General features: G+C 59.6%; 17 protein-coding genes and 3 pseudogenes. 10 read left to right on the top strand and 10 right to left on the bottom strand.

Features of this window, described 5'->3' with window-relative positions:
• Nucleotides 1-30: 30 nt before the first annotated feature.
• The 7 genes and pseudogenes from AB2N04_RS15080 to AB2N04_RS15050 all read right to left on the bottom strand — a co-directional run bounded on the left by AB2N04_RS15080 (nucleotide 31) and on the right by AB2N04_RS15050 (nucleotide 4,831).
• Nucleotides 31-924, bottom strand: a complete 894-nt coding sequence (locus AB2N04_RS15080; protein ID WP_367715253.1) for a mechanosensitive ion channel family protein — start codon at nucleotides 922-924, stop codon at nucleotides 31-33.
• 169 nt (nucleotides 925-1,093) lie between these two features.
• Nucleotides 1,094-1,705: a YfbR-like 5'-deoxynucleotidase gene (locus AB2N04_RS15075; protein WP_367715251.1), complete on the bottom strand. Its 612-nt coding sequence runs from the start codon at nucleotides 1,703-1,705 to the stop codon at nucleotides 1,094-1,096.
• Nucleotides 1,705-2,563, bottom strand: a pseudogene (locus tag AB2N04_RS15070) (folate-binding protein YgfZ). Before AB2N04_RS15070 ends, AB2N04_RS15075 begins: the two are co-directional and overlap by 1 nt.
• A gap of 106 nt (nucleotides 2,564-2,669) precedes the next feature.
• A complete protein-coding gene (locus AB2N04_RS15065; RefSeq protein WP_367715249.1) occupies nucleotides 2,670-3,092 on the bottom strand; it encodes a hypothetical protein in 423 nt (140 codons plus the stop codon).
• Nucleotides 3,093-3,153: 61 nt separating this feature from the next.
• The gene (locus AB2N04_RS15060) at nucleotides 3,154-3,867 is read right to left on the bottom strand and encodes a hypothetical protein (RefSeq protein ID WP_367715248.1); all 714 of its coding nucleotides are present in this window, start codon (nucleotides 3,865-3,867) and stop codon (nucleotides 3,154-3,156) included.
• Between the two features lie 69 nt (nucleotides 3,868-3,936).
• The gene (locus AB2N04_RS15055) at nucleotides 3,937-4,308 is read right to left on the bottom strand and encodes a TIGR02301 family protein (protein WP_367715247.1); all 372 of its coding nucleotides are present in this window, start codon (nucleotides 4,306-4,308) and stop codon (nucleotides 3,937-3,939) included.
• A 109-nt stretch (nucleotides 4,309-4,417) separates the two neighbouring features.
• The gene (locus AB2N04_RS15050) at nucleotides 4,418-4,831 is read right to left on the bottom strand and encodes an NUDIX hydrolase (protein ID WP_367715246.1); all 414 of its coding nucleotides are present in this window, start codon (nucleotides 4,829-4,831) and stop codon (nucleotides 4,418-4,420) included.
• Nucleotides 4,832-4,907: 76 nt separating this feature from the next.
• Between AB2N04_RS15050 and AB2N04_RS15045 the strand changes: the two genes are divergently transcribed.
• Together AB2N04_RS15045 and AB2N04_RS15040 are read left to right on the top strand one after the other, a co-directional pair.
• Entirely contained in the window at nucleotides 4,908-5,480 is a 573-nt protein-coding gene (locus tag AB2N04_RS15045) for a DUF2799 domain-containing protein (protein WP_367715245.1), read from the top strand.
• Between the two features lie 14 nt (nucleotides 5,481-5,494).
• On the top strand, nucleotides 5,495-6,250 hold the full coding sequence (locus AB2N04_RS15040) for an SOS response-associated peptidase (RefSeq protein ID WP_367715244.1): 756 nt from the start codon (nucleotides 5,495-5,497) through the stop codon (nucleotides 6,248-6,250).
• Here the strand turns inward: AB2N04_RS15040 and AB2N04_RS15035 are convergent.
• Together AB2N04_RS15035 and AB2N04_RS15030 are read right to left on the bottom strand one after the other, a co-directional pair.
• A complete protein-coding gene (locus AB2N04_RS15035; RefSeq protein WP_367715243.1) occupies nucleotides 6,247-7,530 on the bottom strand; it encodes an NAD(P)/FAD-dependent oxidoreductase in 1,284 nt (427 codons plus the stop codon). The two genes, AB2N04_RS15040 and AB2N04_RS15035, sit on opposite strands and share 4 nt — an antisense overlap.
• Before the next feature lie 208 nt (nucleotides 7,531-7,738).
• Nucleotides 7,739-7,909 (bottom strand): transcriptional regulator, encoded by a 171-nt coding sequence (locus AB2N04_RS15030; RefSeq protein WP_367715241.1) that lies wholly within the window; start codon nucleotides 7,907-7,909, stop codon nucleotides 7,739-7,741.
• Nucleotides 7,910-8,343: 434 nt separating this feature from the next.
• Between AB2N04_RS15030 and cysS the strand changes: the two genes are divergently transcribed.
• The 3 genes and pseudogenes from cysS to rarD all read left to right on the top strand — a co-directional run bounded on the left by cysS (nucleotide 8,344) and on the right by rarD (nucleotide 12,585).
• Nucleotides 8,344-9,819 carry a cysteine--tRNA ligase gene (gene cysS, locus AB2N04_RS15025; RefSeq protein ID WP_367715239.1) on the top strand — a complete coding sequence of 492 codons (1,476 nt, stop codon included), beginning with the start codon at nucleotides 8,344-8,346 and terminating at the stop codon, nucleotides 9,817-9,819.
• 101 nt (nucleotides 9,820-9,920) lie between these two features.
• Nucleotides 9,921-11,535: pseudogene (cimA, locus tag AB2N04_RS15020) on the top strand (citramalate synthase).
• A 111-nt stretch (nucleotides 11,536-11,646) separates the two neighbouring features.
• Complete coding sequence (rarD, locus tag AB2N04_RS15015; protein ID WP_367715237.1) at nucleotides 11,647-12,585, top strand: EamA family transporter RarD; 939 nt, start codon at nucleotides 11,647-11,649, stop codon at nucleotides 12,583-12,585.
• 37 nt (nucleotides 12,586-12,622) lie between these two features.
• Here rarD and AB2N04_RS15010 read toward each other — a convergent pair whose 3' ends face one another.
• A complete protein-coding gene (locus AB2N04_RS15010; RefSeq protein WP_367715235.1) occupies nucleotides 12,623-13,234 on the bottom strand; it encodes a TIGR00730 family Rossman fold protein in 612 nt (203 codons plus the stop codon).
• 112 nt (nucleotides 13,235-13,346) lie between these two features.
• On the opposite strand from AB2N04_RS15010, the gene AB2N04_RS15005 reads away from it, so the two are divergent.
• The 5 genes and pseudogenes from AB2N04_RS15005 to pssA all read left to right on the top strand — a co-directional run bounded on the left by AB2N04_RS15005 (nucleotide 13,347) and on the right by pssA (nucleotide 18,925).
• Nucleotides 13,347-15,005, top strand: coding sequence for a LysM peptidoglycan-binding domain-containing protein (locus tag AB2N04_RS15005; protein ID WP_367715233.1), 1,659 nt, complete (start codon nucleotides 13,347-13,349; stop codon nucleotides 15,003-15,005).
• Between the two features lie 123 nt (nucleotides 15,006-15,128).
• Nucleotides 15,129-15,446: an ArsR/SmtB family transcription factor gene (locus AB2N04_RS15000; protein ID WP_367715231.1), complete on the top strand. Its 318-nt coding sequence runs from the start codon at nucleotides 15,129-15,131 to the stop codon at nucleotides 15,444-15,446.
• Nucleotides 15,436-17,314, top strand: a pseudogene (locus AB2N04_RS14995) (ABC transporter ATP-binding protein/permease). The gene AB2N04_RS15000 and the pseudogene AB2N04_RS14995 overlap by 11 nt, the downstream one beginning before the upstream one ends.
• An 85-nt stretch (nucleotides 17,315-17,399) precedes the next feature.
• Nucleotides 17,400-18,098, top strand: a complete 699-nt coding sequence (locus AB2N04_RS14990; RefSeq protein ID WP_367715229.1) for a phosphatidylserine decarboxylase — start codon at nucleotides 17,400-17,402, stop codon at nucleotides 18,096-18,098.
• A complete protein-coding gene (pssA, locus tag AB2N04_RS14985; protein ID WP_367715227.1) occupies nucleotides 18,098-18,925 on the top strand; it encodes a CDP-diacylglycerol--serine O-phosphatidyltransferase in 828 nt (275 codons plus the stop codon). Before AB2N04_RS14990 ends, pssA begins: the two co-directional genes overlap by 1 nt.
• The last annotated feature ends 36 nt before the right edge of the window (nucleotides 18,926-18,961 follow it).

Genomic DNA, 18,961 nt, shown 5'->3' with positions numbered 1-18,961 from the left:
CGGGCTCCCTTGCAGGAACCCGTCTGTTGCCTATGCCAATTGCTCCCGTTTTGTGGATGCCGCCGGCAAGCGAACCCTTTTGTCTGCCGGAAGCTGTGAAATTTCGTAGCGCGGATAGGGGGTGGTGAACCCGGAAGCGTTGAATGTCTGCCGTACTGCCTTGTTCATGTCGCAGCTCACCTGCCACCAGTCCGGTGTTGCCACCCAGTAGTGGAGCGTCATCTCCACCGCGCAGCCATCAAGCGAAGAAACAAATGCCTCGGGCAGGGGCGTGTCCAGAACCCGCTCGTCTGCCTTGGCGATCTCGATCATCGTTTCTTGAGCCCGGTCGATGTCGTCATCGGCCCGGATCGATATCGTCACCTCATTCCTGCGCATCTCGTTGCGCGAATGGTTTGTAACGAATGTGTTCCAGAGAGAACTGTTGGGAGCGACAACGAGCAGGCCACCGTCGGTTTTGAACTCTGTCGCAAACACACCGAGAGATTCCACGTGACCCGCTACCCCGCTTGCCACCACATAGTCCCCCACATTGAAGGGCTTCAGAAGCAGGAGCATAAGGCCGGCTGCGACGTTTTGCAGTGTCCCCTGCAACGCAAGACCGATGGCAAGACCTGCTGCACCGAGCATGGCCACGATGCTTGCGGTCTGAACGCCAAACTGCGCCAGAATCGAGACACATACCAGCATCAGAACCGCATAGCGGGCGAGTTTGGAGAGAAAGGAGGTCAAAGTGACGTCCAGACCGCATACTTCGCCGAGCATGTGCTTGACCCAACGCTGCAGCAAACCGGCGAAAAGTATGCCGAATACGAAAATCAGCAGAGCGCCAAGCACCGAAAACGCATAATTTGAAATTAAAGATTCGGCAAAATCCCAACCGGCTGCCGCAGATACGATAAGCTTTTCCGTTCCTTGATCCATCTGAACACCTTACGCAACGCGCCCGACCCTTTGACAGGTTTTCAAGCACCGCCCGCGTCAGTGTTCGTATGATGTGGAATTATGTTTCAGCGCACATCAATATCTGACTGCATTTTCCTGCGTTGTTTCCTATAATTATTGTTGGTTGTATTTACAAATACATCGTGATTTAAAGTTTACCTGTTTTATTTATTATTATTTCCTCAATTTGTTCAAAACGCTGGAGGAATGCATCCTGAGCTTTTCTGGCAGGGAGCGGAACCAGCCGGATGGTGTGGGGAGCAATGCCGCGCGGACGCCCGAAGAAGCGGGCAGCTTCGGAGCTGTCAAAACCTGCGAGCTGGGTGGCTTCATGAAACGCCGCAATCTGATCGGCGCGTTTTATCTGCTTCCTGAGCGCTGCAGGCAGTTCGGGGCGAAGCGAATACCGGAGATGTATTGCGTGCTGCAGCCGCCTCTCGACGGATTTGTAGTCGTCGCCCAGTGTCGCCTTGAACGGGGAGATCATGTCGCCGATCACATATTCCGGCGCGTCGTGCAGGAGCGCGGCCAGTGAGTGCTCCGGCGTGGCGTCACGGACAATCATCCGGAATATGTCTTCAACCAGAAGCGAATGCTGCGCCACGGAGAAGGCGTGGTCTCCTTCGGTCTGGCCATTCCAGCGGGCAACGCGCGCGAGGCCGTGGGCGATGTCGCTGATCTCGATATCCAGCGGGGAGGGGTTCAGGAGGTCCAGCCGTCGACCGGACAGCATTCTCTGCCAGGCGCGGTCCTCTGGCATCAGCCGGCCTCTCCGTCGCCCTCAGGAAACGAAAAGCCGACCCAGGAGGGGATCGACAGTGTCACTTCGATATCATTCGCGGTTATGGGCACACCAGCATCCATGGCGTCCTTCACCCTGTCGATTCTTGCAATTGCAAGAGCGTCATTGCCTGAAACGGTACCGAGAACACCGAGGGGTTTTCCGCCGCTTTGCAACGCCGTGCCTGCCTCGGGTAACCGGCCCTGCGCCCCTGGCAATCAAAAGGCGCCGGCGCGCCGTCCCGCGATGATGCATGCGGGATACCACTTCCTGTCCGACATAACATCCTTTCCGAAGCCCGACACCACCGTTCTGGTCGTAGAGTATTTCGTGAGGAAAGGCATCGCCAAGCGTATAGTCTTTGCCGCTCTCAGCCACCGCGTTGGCGACCCGTACCTGATCAAAGTCCGCTTCGCCCCGGTCGGCATTCGGTACCGCTCCATAGTGACGCCAAACCTTCAAGGAGTCGGGAAAGCGCCGGTCCAGAAAAGTTGAATCACTGTGTGAAGAAGGAGAATCGGTTTCCCATGAAACCGCGACAACACATTGCTCCGGTTTGGAAATCTCTGCCTTGGCCCTGAGCTTGTACAGGGTCAGGCGCTTGACCAGATCGGGGGCGACTTCGGTACGGCATTCAATTGAAAGCGCATCATTTCCAGAGCGCGAAATCAGGAAGTCGAAAAGGATTTTACCCTGTGGGGTGAGGAGTGCCGATGGACGGCATTCTCCTTCGCCAAGAGAAGAGAGATCGGTGGTGATCACGTTCTGAAGGAAAGATTCGGCTTCAGGACCTTGCAATCGAAAGAGAGATCGATTGTCCAGATGGCAGGTCGGCATGTTGGCTCCACGGTGCTGTCGATGGAGAACTGAGATGTCCTCGCAACCCGTTTCTAGCTAAGGTGCTTTTGTGTGTGCTGCAACCCGGGCCGGCGGTCGGCTGACTTTATCGCCTGGCCTTGTCCCTGAGGCGCGCGGCCGCCTCAGCGAGTGCCTTGGCGCTTTTCGCGCTAAGCCCGCCAGTTTGAAAGTCGCGCCGGAGCGCCTCTTCAATCTGCTGTGCAATGCTGTCCAGTGAGTGGGACGGCGTCTTTTCAGCATCGCTGCGATGGTCGAAGAGATTGATCCATTGGTCGGTTTCCCGACCAAACCGCATGAGCCTGTCGAGATAGATCTCGGTGTCGGGACGACGTGACAAAAGCCCCAGCGCGGCTGCCGCGATTGACAGTGGGCTCAGCACCACATCACGCAGACCATCGGCCATCAGCTTAACCTGAAACAGGGCGACACGCCGTAAAACGCGCCCGCGCCCGGGCGGATTATGCGTCCTTTCGTCGGCGCTTGCCTGCGCCGGCCCGATTGCTTGCATCAGGGTTCCTCCCGTGTCCTGACCGGATATGGGGAAACGCTCCGGGATTGCAAGAATGCGCCTAGTCTCCCGCAACGAAAAAGGCCCAGCGCCCCTCGGGCGTGATACCCACGCGATAGAAAATATAGGCGCCGAAGCTCTTCATATCCTCATAGTCGCCAGCGGTGACCAGGGTGAAAAGTTCAACCCGCTGCTTCTTGTCGAGTGTTTCAAGCGGAACGGCAAAGAAATAGGGCCAGACATACATCTCCTGGGGCGTGCCGGAATCCAGATGCACATATCCCGCCTGAAGAACCTCCAGCAGTATGGCGAGGATTTCCTGACCCTCCTCATCGCCAGACAGCTCCAGAAGAAAGTCGAGCGGGTCGCCGTCCAGCCCTCCCAGCGAAAGCCGCGTTCCCGTGTTTCCACTGCCAATCAGAGGGCGCAGTTTCTCGATATCGCCACTCTTCGCTGCTTCGACAATCAGCCCGTGCATCCGTTGCACCGGTTCGGGCAGACGCGACATGTCGTAGTGAATTTCGGGCGGCTGCCTGTCCGGGTCCGTTACCGGGCGCACCACATCGCGCAGCGGAGGGGCGTCTTCGTCGGGGGACTGTGAAGATGTTGAGGGCAGGCGGATCGGGGGAGGCAGCGGCACGCGCTCCACGCCTTCGCTGTCTGCCTCCTCTTCAAGGCCCGGCGGCAGCTCCTGCAATTCGCTGAGCGCAAAAGCGGACCCGGAAAAAATGGCGAGCGAGGTCGAAATGACAAACGCAAGGAGGCTTCGCGTCACCCTTGGCTGTTGAGAGCCCCAGCGCCAAGCATACACGACATTCCGATCATTCCCCGTCATTGGCTGCTCTCAGTTTCCGTATCGCTGCACGATCTCTGTCGAGAGGCGTGCACCTTCGGTCATGTAGTGATCAATGGCTCTCAGTGCCTGGTCGGTGCAGTTTTCGTAGGTCCCGGCAAAAGCGCGGTAACCACGGTTGAAACTTGCAACGAGCTTTTCGCGACGCGCGGGGCTGGGATCCTCGGTTGCCAGAAGCTCTTCCATCCTGCCGCGCCAGGTTTCGCTCTTCTCACCGCAGAGATTGCGCAGGTAGTGAACCGATCCGAGTGTTTCAGCAAGCCGCAGAAGGGGCGCCTCGTAGCTGACTTCGTTGGCGCGCAGGGAAAGCGGCGCTGCAACAACGGCCAGGAGGAGAACTGAAACCAACAGTGATTTTTGCATACCGTGTTGTCCTCCGGCAGTCTGCAACTGTCAAACATCCATGAGTGTGGCAGATATCACATGGCGTTCACAATCGTGGCAAGATTGTGGGGGAGTAGACCCCGGCGGCTCATCGAGCCGCTTTGTTCTGCAGTGTATCGATCATTTCTCGTGTGGTTTCGGTGAGTGGCATTGCTGCAATCTCGCGCCGCCCGAACCAGCCGGCCTCGCTCGCATCGTCGCCAGCGGTGACCTCACCTGCCTCAACCGAGGCGCAGAACACGGTCAGGCGATAGATCTGCTCGGGGCCATCACCTCGCAGGACGATCTCCCGGTAGGGGCTGGCATGGATAAGGCGCAACCCTGTTTCCTCCAGAAGCTCGCGCGCGAGGGCCTGATCCGCACTCTCATCGGCTTCAACACGTCCGCCCGGAAAGGCAAACAGTCCCTTTGCGGGGGCGCGGCCCCGGCGCACCAGCAGAAAACGTCCCTCCTTCTCCACCGCCGCGGATACGGCACGGATTTCCTTTGGTTTCGTCGGCAAATGTCTTGCATCCTTCGGTGTCATGACCAACAGTCCGGTGCATCAGATATGGTCTGGCAAAGAGGGGAAGGCAATCATGCAGGCAATGCGGTGCGGAAAATTCATCGCCGGTTTGACGATGATGCTGGCAATGTCGGCATGTGCGACGCTCAATGAAAGCGAATGTGAAACGGTGAACTGGGGAGATTTGGGGCGCGGTGATGGCGCTGCCGGCCGCAGCGTGTCTTATGTTCAGCGGCATCGCGAAGCCTGTATGAAATACGATCTGCCGGTGGATGAAAATGCCTGGCGTTCCGGCTGGGAAGCGGGCATTCGTCGCTACTGCACGGCAGAAAACGGTCTGAGCGAAGGGCGTGAGGGGCGCGGCTATGCCAACTCTTGCCCGGCCGAAATCGCGCCGGCCTTTGAAAATGCATATCGGGTGGGCAAACGCGTGCACGATGCACAGTCCGAATATGATCGTCTGAAGAGCGAACTCGAACAGCTCTACGACGACCTCGAAGACGCGCCCAAGGGCGACGAGCGTCGCAAGGTGCGCAACCGGATAACGCTGAGAGAATCCGACCTGTTCCTGGCGGAAGGGCGGTTGCGCGATGCCGAGCGCCTCTACGACCGCTATCTCTATGAGGAAGCGGCAGGGCGTTACTAGCGGGAAGGGAAGAGATGTGCGGTCGTTTTGCCCTGACGGAAACGCCCGAGGCGGTCCAGAACCAACTGGGCGTTGCTGATTTCGAGCCATTTCCGCCGCGCTACAACATCGCCCCCACACAGCCCGTGCTGATGGTGATGTCCGGACCACCGCAACGACCAGGATCCAACCTGCCGCCACGCAGAAGCATGCTGGTCCGCTGGGGGTTGATACCCTCTTGGACAAAAGACCCGAAAGGTCTTTCGCTGCTCTTCAACGCCCGCTCCGAGACGGCGGCCGAAAAACCGTCGTTTCGTACGGCGATGCGCCATCGCCGCACGCTTGTACCCGCGAGCGGTTTTTACGAATGGCGGCGAGCGGGTGGTGGCTCGCCCGAGCCTTACTGGATCAAACCGCGCAAGGGCGGCCTGATCGCATTTGCGGGGCTCGCCGAAAGCTGGGCGGAGCCCGGCGGCTCGGAGATCGATACCGGTGCCATCCTGACAACCGCGGCAAATGAAGATCTGCGAGGCATTCATCACCGCATGCCCGTGGTCATCCAACCGCAGGATTTCGAGCGCTGGCTGGATTGCCTCAACCAGGAACCCCGGCACGTGGCAGATCTTCTCAAGCCTGCCGAACCCGGTTTTTTCGAGGCAGTGCCCGTTTCGGACGCAGTCAACAGGGTGGCCAATGCCGGCCCCGGCTTGCAGGAGCCCGTAGAAAGCAGTCGCGTCACGGGCTCACGGAAGAAGCCGGCCGGCGACGACAGCCAGCTCGATCTTTTCTAGGCGATCGTCCGCATGAGGTGGACCGCCTGCGAACCCAGGCGATAAACGCCTTCCCGCAGGCTGCGGTAGGGCTGGGTCGATGCATCGCTCACGGGCAGGGGCATGTCCTTCTCGCCGAGATTGCCAAGCAGGAGATCGGCAAGCGCCTTGCCAAACACCGTGCCAGGCCCGATGCCCCGACCATTATAGCCCGAAAAGCCCCAGACCCCGATATCCAGACGATGCAGTTTGGGCAAATGATCGGCGGTCATGCCGATATGTCCAAACCAGGAGGCCTCGAAACGCGTGCCTTTCAGTTCAGGAAACAGGCGGGCGATGGCCCGTTCGGCCCAGACGCGATGCACCGCGCGTCCGGTGCCTTCAAGCGCTCCCACGCTGCCGAACACGAGACGTCCTTCGCGATCCCAGCGGAAGGAGGTGAGCACCTGTTTCGTGTCCCAGGCTCCCTGGCGTTCAGGCAATATCGTGTCCCTCAGCGATTGAGGCAGGGGCGGGGTCGCAAAATTGAAATAGGGCAGATGCACGATTTCCTGGCGAATCTCCGGCCAGGGCGTCGAAGTATAGGCGTTGGTCGCAACAATCACGTTCTGAGCCGTCAGGGACCCTTTTGGTGTCTCCAGTCGCCACTTGTTGCCGCTCCGTTCTGCCTTGAGCACGCGGGAGCCAGTGCGAAGATCGGCACCGGCCCGCGCTGCGGCGTGGGCGAGGCCACGCGCATAGGCGAGCGGCTGAATGGTTCCTGCGCGCTCATCCAGCAGCGCACCTGAAAATGCCGCGCTTCCAACTTTCGCGATGGTTTCCTGCCGGTTGAGAAGGCGCACCGGGGCACCGCGTGCCTTCCATTGCTTCGCCCTCTGGTCAAGCTGACGCAGCCCGCTTTCACCGACCGCACAATGGAGGGTTCCCACGGGCATCGCCTCGCAGTCCATTTCGTGCCGCCTGGCGAGATCAAAGACCATGCGCGGCGCTTCGCCCAGAACGCTCAGCAGTCTTTCACCATAGCTATCGCCGAGAATGCCGGGAAGGTCGTCGGGCATCACCCACATGCCCGCATTTACAAGGCCGACATTGCGCCCGGACCCGCCGAAGCCGATCTCTTCGGCTTCCAGCACAACCACCTGCTTTCCTGCCTCTGCGAGGAAAAGCGCGGCGGACAGGCCGGTATAGCCGCCGCCAACGATGGCTATTTCGGCTGTAACGTCACCTTCAAGAACCGTTGTTTCGGGAGGGGGTGGTGCCGTTTTTTCCCAAAGGCCATGGGAAAGGGGATCGTTCCTCATATCGTGGACTCATCGGAAGCTTGCAATGCCCGAAGACATCACATGTCTGCTGCTGTCGGTCCAAGCGAAAAAAACGCATCATGTCATGCCGGTGCCGCATTGAAGTGCGGCAGGGGGCAAATGCCTTCGACCTCATCGCTGACACGATGCAGACAGATGCACGACCTGACCCATTACCACCCCACTCCGGACCAGCCGGAGCAAAACCTCAGTCGGTCTGGGTGTCGTAGGACGTGTGCCGTGGCGCCGGTGCCGGCTTCTCGGTCTTGCACTGCAGAGCGGCGTTGATGGCTGCCGGTCCAACCGCATGATACTGGCTAAGCAGGGGCTTGTCCTGATCGGCGTTGTACTCTGCTGGCTTGTTCAATTCGCGGGGCATGACTGATCCTTGGTTCCGCGTTGTCGTCCCTTCCGCGCAGATGGGGTTCAAATCCGTCAAAATCTTGACGGTCCGCCCCAACGGAAGGCGCATTCTTAAAATTGCCTCATCAGCCTTAACATTTCCTTCACATTGCCAATTTGCTTGCAATACCTCTTTAGGGCCGCAGAGCCGGCTTTTGCAGCAATCCCCAGCCTTTTGGCGTTCAGCTTTTAGTCTTGACCAAACTGCCCGCGACAGCGATAAGAACGCCTATGAAAACGCTGTGCACCATTTTCGGTATTTGCATTATCGGCTAGCGCCACACCGCTGGTCCGGACGTTTTCGCCTTTCTTCCCCGACGAGAAAAACGCCCAGGCCAGACGGCCGGCGCAAGCCATGCCCGCATGTGGTGTTTTGGCGGCGTGATGACGGGATGAAAACGGAAGGCGAGGATGACGAACGGTTTCAGGGGCCTCAGGCTCTACAACACGCTGACGCGTGCCAAAGAGGACTTCGTTCCCATCGATGAGAAGAACGTCCGCATGTATGTGTGCGGGCCGACGGTGTATGATTACGCCCATATCGGCAATGCGCGTCCGGCCATCGTTTTCGACGTCCTGTTCCGCCTTCTGCGCCATCACTATGGCGAGGATCACGTCAAATATGTGCGCAACATTACCGATGTTGACGACAAGATCAATGCGCGTGCCCGCCGCGACTATCCCGCTCTGCCGCTCAATGAGGCGATCCGCGAGGTCACACAGAAAACGGCCAACCAGTATCACGCGGACGTTGCCGCACTTGGCTGCCTGAAGCCGACCATCGAGCCGCGCGCAACCGAGTTTGTCCTGCCGCGCGCCGACGGGCTGACCGACATGGCGAGCCTGATTCAATCTCTCATCGATCGCGGCCATGCCTATGAGGCAAAAGGCGAAATCCTGTTTGATACTGCCTCCATGCCTGCCTATGGCGGGCTTTCGAAGCGCAAGCTGGAAGACCAGCAGGCCGGCGCCCGTATCGCCGTGGAAGCACACAAGAAGAACCCGGCCGATTTTGTTCTCTGGAAGCAATCATCAGCCGACGAGCCGGGCTGGGACGCCAGGTTCACCATCGGTGGCAAGGTGGTCACGATCCACGGTCGGCCTGGCTGGCACATCGAGTGCTCGGCCATGTCGGCGGCCTATCTCGGGGAGGAGTTCGACATCCATGGCGGCGGCCTCGACCTCATCTTCCCGCACCATGAAAATGAGATCGCACAATCATGCTGCGCCCATGGCCGCGATGTCATGGCGCACTACTGGATGCACAATGGCTTCCTTCAGGTGGAAGGGAGGAAAATGTCCAAATCCGAGGGCAATTTCGTCACCATTCACGATCTCCTGGAGACGGAGAAGTTCGGCGGGCGCAAATGGCCGGGCGAGGTGCTGCGTCTCGCTATGCTGATGACACATTATCGCGAGCCGATCGATTTCTCCGTGCGCAAGCTCGAAGAAGCGGAAGCGGTGCTCGACGGCTGGTATCGGGCTGTCGGGGATGTCGAGGACGGCGGCATCGGTTGCGCTGACACCGTTTCCGCACTCGGCGACGATCTCGCAACGACCGCTGCGATTGCCAGTCTGCATGAATTGCGCAGCGAAGCGACGAAGGGCAGCAGTGCGGCAAGACAGGCACTCAAGACCAGCGCGGGTCTTCTTGGATTGCTGGCAGGGACGGAGACCGAATGGTTCGCTGCCAAAGCGTCGGAGGCATCCGTCGATATCAGTGCCGTGGAAGCGGCGGTGGACGAGCGCCTAAAGCAGTTGCACGGAAAAAACTTCGCCGAAGCCGACCGCATCCGCGACGAGCTTGCCGCACAGGGCGTCCAGCTCATGGATTACAGGGATCCCGAAAGCGGCGAACGCCGCACGAAATGGGAGATGAAACGGTGATCGGCCATATCGGTAGTCGCTAGGGTCAGGGCGCGCATCTCCCAGCTCGGCATTCTCGACCGGTTGATCCGGGCAACAGACCAGCATGCAGGCAAGTAACCATGGCAGAAAAAGAACGCATCTATCTCTTCGACACCACGCTGCGCGATGGTCAGCAGACACCGGGCGTGGATTTTTCCGTCGAGGACAAGATCGCCGTGGCAAAACTGCTCGACGATTTCGGCTTCGATTATGTTGAGGGCGGTTATCCAGGGGCGAACCCCACCGACACCGCCTTCTTTTCGAAGAAACGCACGCAGAACGCCGCCTTCGTCGCTTTTGGCATGACCAAGCGCGCCGGTGTCTCTGCCTCCAATGATCCGGGCCTCGCGGCCCTGCTTCAGACGGCCAGCGATGCGGTCTGCTTCGTCGCCAAGAGCTGGGATTACCATGTGCGTGTCGCGCTGGGCTGCACCAACGAGGAAAATCTCGAATCGATCACGGCCTCCGTTGCGGCGTCGGTAGCCGCTGGCAAGGAGACGATGGTCGATTGCGAGCATTTCTTCGATGGCTACAAGGCCAATCCCGATTATGCGCTGGCCTGCGCGAAGGCGGCGCATGAAGCGGGTTGTCGCTGGGTGGTGCTGTGCGACACCAATGGTGGCACGCAACCGGCCGAAATCAGGGAAATCGTGCGCGCCGTGATTGCGGCGGGCATTCCCGGCACGCAACTGGGCATTCATGCCCATGACGATACGGGGCAGGCGGTGGCTAATTCCCTTGCCGCCGTTGAGGCAGGCGTGCGTCAGGTTCAGGGCACGCTAAACGGAATTGGCGAGCGCTGCGGCAATGCCAATCTCGTTACCATCCTGCCGACACTGATGCTCAAGCCTGCCTATGCCGACCGTTTCACAACCGGCATACCGGCAGACAGACTGGCTGATCTATCGCGCCTTGCCCACGGGTTCGACGAGCTTCTGAACCGCGCACCGGAGCAGCAGGCACCCTATGTCGGCGCATCGGCCCTTCGCCACCAAGGCAGGCATCCACGCCTCCGCCGTGCTCAAGGAGCCTGAAACCTATGAGCATGTGCCGCCGGAAATTGTGGGCAACACGCGCCGCGTCATGGTTTCGGATCAGGGCGGGAAATCGAATTTCATTGCCGAGCTGAAGCGTCGCGGTATCGCCGTCGACAAGACCGACCCGCGGCTCGACACTCTCATTGCACTCGTCAAGGAACGCGAAGCAGAGGGCTATGCCTATGAGGGCGCGGATGCGAGCTTCGAGCTTCTGGCGCGGCGTACGCTCGGGCGCGTACCGGATTTTTTCAAGGTCGATGGTTTCCGCTGCATGGTGGAGCGCCGGTTCGATGCAAACGGCGAGTTGAAGACCGTCTCGGAGGCCGTTGTCCGTGTGACCGTTGATGGCGAAACGCTCATGTCGGTTGCGGAAGGCCACGGACCGGTCAACGCGCTCGACATCGCCCTGCGCAAGGACCTCGGCAAATATCAGGCGGAAATCTCGGACCTGGCGCTGGCCGATTACAAGGTGCGGATCCTCAACGGCGGCACCGAGGCGATCACGCGAGTGCTGATCGAATCGTTTGACGGAACGGGCGCGCGCTGGTGGACGGTCGGTGTTTCAGACAACATCATCGATGCGTCGTTTCAGGCCCTGATGGATTCCATTGTCTACAAGCTGGTCAAGAACCGGGACAGGCCTGCAAGCACAGCATGACCGCTTCCCGCCAGGATTGCTGGACCAATACATTGCAATGGCGTTGAACCCCGGCTTTGTGACAGGGTGGGACTGCCTGCCGCCTTTGCCGGAACGTCCCTTGGGAAGATCATGTCTGAAGTAGTGGAAAAACCTCTTGAACGCGGGCGTGACGATGCCATGCGCGGGTTCTTTTTTGCACTGTCGGCCTATGGCATGTGGGGTTTTCTGCCGCTCTACATGAAGCTTGTTTCCCATGTTCCGGCGATGGAGGTGGTGGCGCACAGGGTTTTGTGGTCCGTCCCGGTGGCGGCCATCATTCTCTATGTTTTGGGCCGCACGGCCGACATTCGACAGGCCATTCGTTCGCCTCGCACATTGTTGATGGCAGCGCTCACGGCGGCGATCATCTCGGTCAATTGGGGCATTTATGTCTGGGCGATCGCTGTCGACCGGGCTGTCGAAACGGCACTCGGTTACTACATCAACCCGCTTGTCAGCATTGCCATGGCGGCGCTGTTCCTCGGCGAACGCCTGAACCGCTATCAGATCGCCGCGGTTTGCCTTGCAGGCCTTGCCGTGTTGATCCTGACCACTGATGCGGGTGGACTGCCCTGGGTGTCGCTCAGCCTTGCATTCAGCTTTGCGGCCTATGGGATCTTGCGCAAAACGCTTCCCATCGGACCGAGCCAGGGATTTTTTCTCGAAGTCATGATTCTTGCGCTGCCCGCTCTGGGTTACCTCATCTGGGTGGCAGCATCAGGCGCATCGCATTTCTCGCTCTCCAGCCCGGGGGATGTCGCGCTTCTCATCGGCTGTGGTCCGGTCACTGCAATACCGCTCATCCTGTTTGCGATGGGCGCCAAGCTTCTGCGGTATTCCACCATCGGCATCATGCAATACACCGCGCCAACCATGATCTTCCTGATTGCCGTGTTTGTGTTCAAGGAGCCGTTTGGCGGCGTCAAGGCCGTGGCGTTTGCGCTCATCTGGGCAGCGCTCGCGCTATACAGCTGGTCGATGCTGCGGGAGGCGCGTCGGGCAAAGAGGCAGGGCGCCCCCACCGGATAAGATGCCCGGCCCCACCAGTCCAGAGAGCGATTGCGTCTCACATCCGGTCAATGACTGCCGGATCTTCCCCGTTTGACGACCTGTCTTCAGTTGCAGCTGCCAGGATGGCGGGAACGATGGCTTCCGCATGATCCACCACGATCGGACGAACCCGATGATCGGAGTGTACGAAGCCTTCCTGCTTCATATGATCGATCAAGGTCAGAAGCGGGTTCCAGAAGCCGCCGACATTGGCAAAGACCATTGGCTTTTCATGGCGGGCGAGCTGCGCCCAGGTCATGATCTCGACAATCTCTTCCAGCGTTCCGATCCCTCCTGGCAGGGCGACAAACGCATCGGCTCGTTCAAACATGGCGTGTTTGCGCTGGTGCATGTCGTCGGTCACGATGAGTTCATCGAGCTCGGCCAGGTCCACCTCATTGGCTTCGCGCCGGATGAGAAAGCGGGGAATGATCCCCGTCACTTTGCCGCCGGCCTCCATCGTGCCGCGCGCAACCGCGCCCATGATGCCTCTGGTGCCGGCACCGTAGACCAGCCGAATCCCGGCCTCGCCAAGCCCGCGCCCCAGCGTCAGCCCAGCCTGGAAATGAATTGCATTGCGTCCATTGCTCGAACCGCAATACACGCATACCGACTCGATGGTTTTCATGGTGTCCATTGCTTGTATGGGTTACCGTTGCGGTCAAGAGGTTAAGGGCTTTTTCTTGTAGGCAGGAGGAAAAAGCGCTACAGCCAGTCGGGAACGGAAAAGCGTGGGTTATATGGGCTTGACACCTAAAACGGGGCTTCTCTTCCTCTCGGGCGCCGTCATTGCGGGGCTTGGAGCGGCATACATTCTTGGTGCGTTCGATGGGCGGCAGCCTGCGCCTGTCGCCATCACGTCGCCGCAGGACGACCAGAAGGAACCTGCAGGCCCCAGGGTGGCCGGCGGCAAGGAGGGACGCGAGACCGTATCCTCACAAGAAGATCCGACCAGGAATGATGAGCCGGCGGAAGAGACCGTCGATAGGCAGCCGGCAGAGGCTCGCCAGACCGAACCGGGTCTGGTGCCGAATGAGGAGGCGAATGCCGAAACCATCGATCCGCCATCATTCGACATTGTGCGCGTCGAGCCCGACGGTTCCATGGTCATCGCCGGGCGGTCGGCGCCCAACGCCCGGGTGGAAATCGTCAACGGGGCGACAGTCATAGGCATGGCGACCAGCGGCCCATCGGGGGATTTCGCGGCTGTTTTGGACAATCCGCTGGAACCGGGCGATTATCAGATCGTCCTGCGCGCCACGACGCCAGACAATCTGGTTGCGACTTCCCTTGAAACAGCGATTGTTACGGTTCCGGATTCAGAAACGGGGCAGGTCCTTGCTCTCGTCGATCAACCAGGTGAACCCAGCCGCCTGATCACTGTTCCGGAGGCCCAGACACCCTCTTCCCCGGCCGCGGAGGAAAGCGCAGAAGCCACGCCGGCAACAGAAGCACCGGATGGGACGGCCTCTGAAGAGACCTTGCAGGCAGAGGTATCGGAGCCCGCACAGGCCCAGGCGGTGGAGCCGGAGCCTGATACATCCCCGGCTGAGAAGGAAACGCATGACGTAGAGCGGACCGAGCCCTCGGTATCCGTTCAGCGTGAAACCGACGAAACCGAGGCAAATGCTACTGAAACCGCGACGGAGAGCGAGCCGGCCACGGAAAACGGCGGTGAGCTCTTCATAGAGGCTGTCGAGATAGACGGTGGCGAAATCTTCGTTGCCGGTGCCACAAGCCCGGGGCGCGTGGTGCGTGTCTATGCCAACAACACCCTGCTTGGTGAAACCATCGCCACGCCAAACGGCCGTTTTCTCGTCGAGGCCAGACGCGAATTGCCCGTTGGCGATTATATCGTTCGTGCCGACATGCTTTCCGAGGATGGCCGTAGCGTCATGGCGCGCGCTGCAGTGCCGTTCACGCGATCCAGCGGAGAGAAACTGTCCGCAGTTGCAACACCGGAAGCACCGAAAACGCCGGACGCACAGCAAGAGAACAGCTCCGCCGAAGAAGTTGACATCGCTTCGGGTGGTGATGCTGCAAGCGCAGATCTGGTAGACGGCGAGGAAGCTCGTGTGAGCGAAACTGCGCCTGGGGAAGCAGAGCCCGGGTCTGACGACGCGATGGCAGAGAGTGACACGGTCGCTCCCAGGCTCTCTCCGGTGGAAGGGTCCGTGATTATTCGTCGGGGTGATACGCTGTGGCACATTTCACGGCGTGTCTATGGCCGTGGCATTCGGTACACCACTCTGTATCTTGCAAATCAGGACCAGATCGAAGATCCGGACCGGATCTGGCCAGGGCAGGTCTTCACCGTTCCCGAAAGCTCGGATCAAGGCGAGCCCGCTGATATGGAAGCGATCCAGGATCAGGTGGTAACGCCCGAAACTTCGGAATAGCTGAAAAGACAGCCGGCCAGGCATTGCATCGGCAACACCTTTCATCGTATATCGTCGATTAACGATAGAAGGTGTTGCGCCGTGCCCCCTCAATCTCCCGATACCTGTTGCTCTGACAACCGCATGTTCCGCGGCTTCAGTGCTTTGTCTCATCCCGCAAGGGTAAAAATCCTGCAGCATCTCTCCGGCTTCGATGCCTGCTGCTGCAAGGATGTGGTGCATCATCTGGATCTGGCACAGTCAACGGTCTCACAGCATCTGAAAGTGCTGGTTGAGGCGGGGCTGGTGCATGTGCGGCCAGAGCGGCAGAGCTCGCGTTACGAAGTCAATACGGTGGCGCTCAAGGCTCTTTCGTCCAGCCTGGCCGGGCTGGTTCACACATGTGTTGATGCCAAGGAAAAAAAGCAGATGCGGCAGGAGGCCGAAACCGATGAACAATAAGACCGTTTCGGCCGAAGGGTCCACACTCGCAACCCTGCGAAACCTCTGGCCCTACATGTGGCCATCCGACCGACCGGAGCTCCAGCGTCGCGTGGTTGTCGCAGCCGTCTTTCTGGTGCTGGCCAAGATCATTCTGGTCTTCGTTCCCTATTTCTACAAATGGGCCACCAACACGCTGTCGGGCGAAGGGGAGCTTCCCGCACTTCTCCCGGCAATGCTCGCAGGGCCGATCATGCTGGTCGTCGCCTACAATGTGGTGCGGGTTGTCCAGCTCGGCTTCAATCAGCTGCGCGATGCCCTGTTTGCCCGCGTGGGGCAGCACGCGGTCCGGCAGCTTGCGTACCGCACATTTGTGCACATGCATGACCTGTCGCTGCGTTTCCATCTGGAAAGGCGCACCGGGGGGCTGTCGCGTATCATCGAGCGCGGCACCAAGGGGATCGACACCATCGTGCGCTTCACGATCCTGAACACGATCCCCACGCTGCTCGAATTTCTTCTGGCAGCGGGCATTTTCGCTTTCGCCTATGGCTGGATCTATGTGGTCATCATTGCCGTAACCGTGTGGCTCTACACCTGGTTTACCGTCAAGGCGAGTGACTGGCGTATCGGCATTCGCCGGCAGATGAACGATTCCGACACGGACGCCAACACCAAGGCCATCGATTCGCTGCTCAACTTCGAGACGGTGAAATACTTCAACAATGAAGCCATGGAGGCCCGGCGGTTTGACCGTTCGATGGAGCGCTACGAGGACGCCGCGACCCGCACATGGACTTCACTCGGCTGGCTCAATTTCGGGCAGGGTGTCATTCTCGGTCTTGGCATGACGGCAGCCATGGGGCTGTCGGGCCTATGAAGTCATGCGCGGATCGCAGACCGTCGGCGACTTCGTTTTTATCAACGCCATGCTGATGCAGCTTTCCATCCCCCTCAATTTCATTGGGTTCGTTTACCGGGAAATCCGCCAAGGGCTGACCGACATCGAGCAGATGTTCGATCTCCTCGATGTCCGGGCGGAGGTTACCGACAGGGCGGATGCCAAACCGCTGCAGGTTGAACAGGGCGATGTACGGTTTCACAATGTGCATTTTTCCTATGATCCGGACCGCCCGATCCTGAAGGGGATCGATTTCGAGATCCCGGCGGGCAAAACTGTTGCCGTGGTTGGGCCCTCCGGCGCCGGAAAATCCACCATTTCGCGTCTCCTCTTCCGTTTCTATGATGCCCAGAGCGGGCAAATCACCATCGATGGTCAGGACGTGAAAGACGTCACACAGAAGAGCCTGCGAGCGGCGATTGGCATGGTCCCGCAGGACACGGTCCTTTTCAACGACACCATTGCCTACAACATCCGCTATGGCCGTCCCGATGCGACGGAGGCGGAGGTGCGCAAGGCTGCCGAGATGGCACAGATAGGTCCATTCATCGAGAGCCTTCCAGACGGCTATCAAACCATGGTTGGAGAGCGTGGGCTAAAGCTTTCGGGCGGCGAGAAACAGCGTGTTGCCATAGCCCGGACCATACTCAAGGCCCCGCCCATCCTGTTGCTTGACGAGGCCACCTCGGCGCTCGACACGCATACCGAGCAGGAAATCCAGGCAGCCCTGGATACGGTCAGTCGCGGCCGCACGACGCTGGTAATCGCGCACCGCCTGTCCACGGTCATCAATGCAGACGAAATCATCGTGCTCAAGGGCGGCGAGATTGCCGAGCGGGGAAGGCACGAGGAGCTTCTCGATGCCGGGGGGCTTTACGCTGAAATGTGGAACCGTCAGCGCGAGGCGACCGAGGCCGAAGAGCGCCTGCGCAAGGCGCGCGAAACCGACGAGATGGGTGTGGTGGTGCGGCGCACGCCTGCTTATTGACAGGCGAGAGGAGCTCACGCGTTGCGGGAAAGGCCGCTTTCCTTTACCAAGGCCGCTACTTCATTCAATTTGAAAGTGGCCGTCGATGAGCCTGATTGACACGATCCGCAAGACCTTCGTGCCGATACACCGGGAAGGTTATCCATTTATCGCGGCTTTCGCCGGTGCCACCATCATTCTTGGTGTCATCTGGGGACCGCTTTTCTGGATTGGCCTGATCCTCACCGCATGGTGCGTCTATTTCTACCGCGATCCCGAACGGGTGACCCCGGTGGACGACAGTCTGGTCATTGCACCGGCTGATGGCGTCATTTCCTTTGTCGGGCCGGCTGTTCCGCCGCCCGAGCTCGGTATGGGCGAGGGGGAGATGACGCGCATCTCCGTCTTCATGAATGTCTTTTCCTGCCATATCAACCGTGCACCGGTGCGTGGCCGGATCTCGCTCATCGAACACCGGCCGGGACGCTTCCTGAATGCGGAGCTCGATAAGGCGAGCGCCGAAAACGAGCGCAATGGACTGGTGATCGAAAGTCCGCATGGCCCGGTCCCGGTGGTGCAGATTGCTGGGCTCGTGGCGCGACGCATCGTGTGTTGGGCCGAAGCCCCCGGCGAGCTTGCCGTGGGTGAACGATTTGGTCTGATCCGGTTCGGTTCACGCGTCGATGTTTATCTGCCTGAGGGCGCTGTTCCCCGGGTGGCAATCGGCCAGACGGCGGTCGGTGGCGAAAGCGTTCTGGCCGTTTTTGACACCGGTTTGAAGCAGCCGATCGTGCGGGTTTCGTGATGGCAGGCCCCTTTCCACCGTTCGAGCCGCACGGAGGAGGCGGGCCGAAGTTCAGCGAAATTCCGCTGCGCATGCTGGTGCCAAACCTGATCACGGTTCTCGCCATTTGCGCCGGGCTTTCGGGAATCAGGTTGGCATTCGAAGGGCGCGTGGAGACAGCCGTGGTCATGGTCCTCATCGCCGCCTTTCTCGATGCGGTGGATGGCCGCGTGGCCCGCATGCTCAAGGCGTCATCGAATTTCGGCGCGCAAATGGATTCGCTCGCCGACATTGTGAATTTTGGCGTGGCGCCAGCGCTGGTGCTCTACGCCTATGTTCTCGACAAGGCCGGCGCACTTGGATGGATCGCAGCCCTTCTGTTTGCCATTGCATGTTGCCTGCGGCTGGCGCGCTTCAATGTCATGCTTGACGACCCTGATCGTCCCGCCTGGCATACGGATTATTTCGTAGGTGTTCCAGCGCCGGCCGGTGCTGCACTGGTTCTGCTGCCGGTCTATCTGGGGTTTCTGGGTGTTGCACCGGATCTGACGATGGCGCTGTCCGCCTCCGCCTACACGGTGTTGGTGGGCTTTCTTCTCGTCAGCCGCCTTCCAGTCTATTCGGGGAAGAGTTCAGGAAGCCGCGTTCGGCGAGAGTATGTTCTGCCACTTATTCTGGGGCTTGCGCTCTATGTTCTGCTTCTGACGAGCTACACCTGGCTCACGCTCACGATTTCAACGCTTTTCTACCTCGTGTTCCTGGTGTTCAGCATGCGCGCCTATACAAGGCGGGCCGAGAGGGAAGAGAAAAAAAGCGACGAAAACGCGGACAAACCGGCGAAAAGCTGAAAAGCGGGGCACCGTTTTCAGGCAAATCCGTTCAGT

The sequence above is a fragment of the Nitratireductor sp. GISD-1A_MAKvit genome, assembly GCF_040819555.1.
Classification (GTDB): Bacteria; Pseudomonadota; Alphaproteobacteria; order Rhizobiales; family Rhizobiaceae; genus Nitratireductor.
This window is presented reverse-complemented; position numbering and strand designations above follow the sequence as displayed.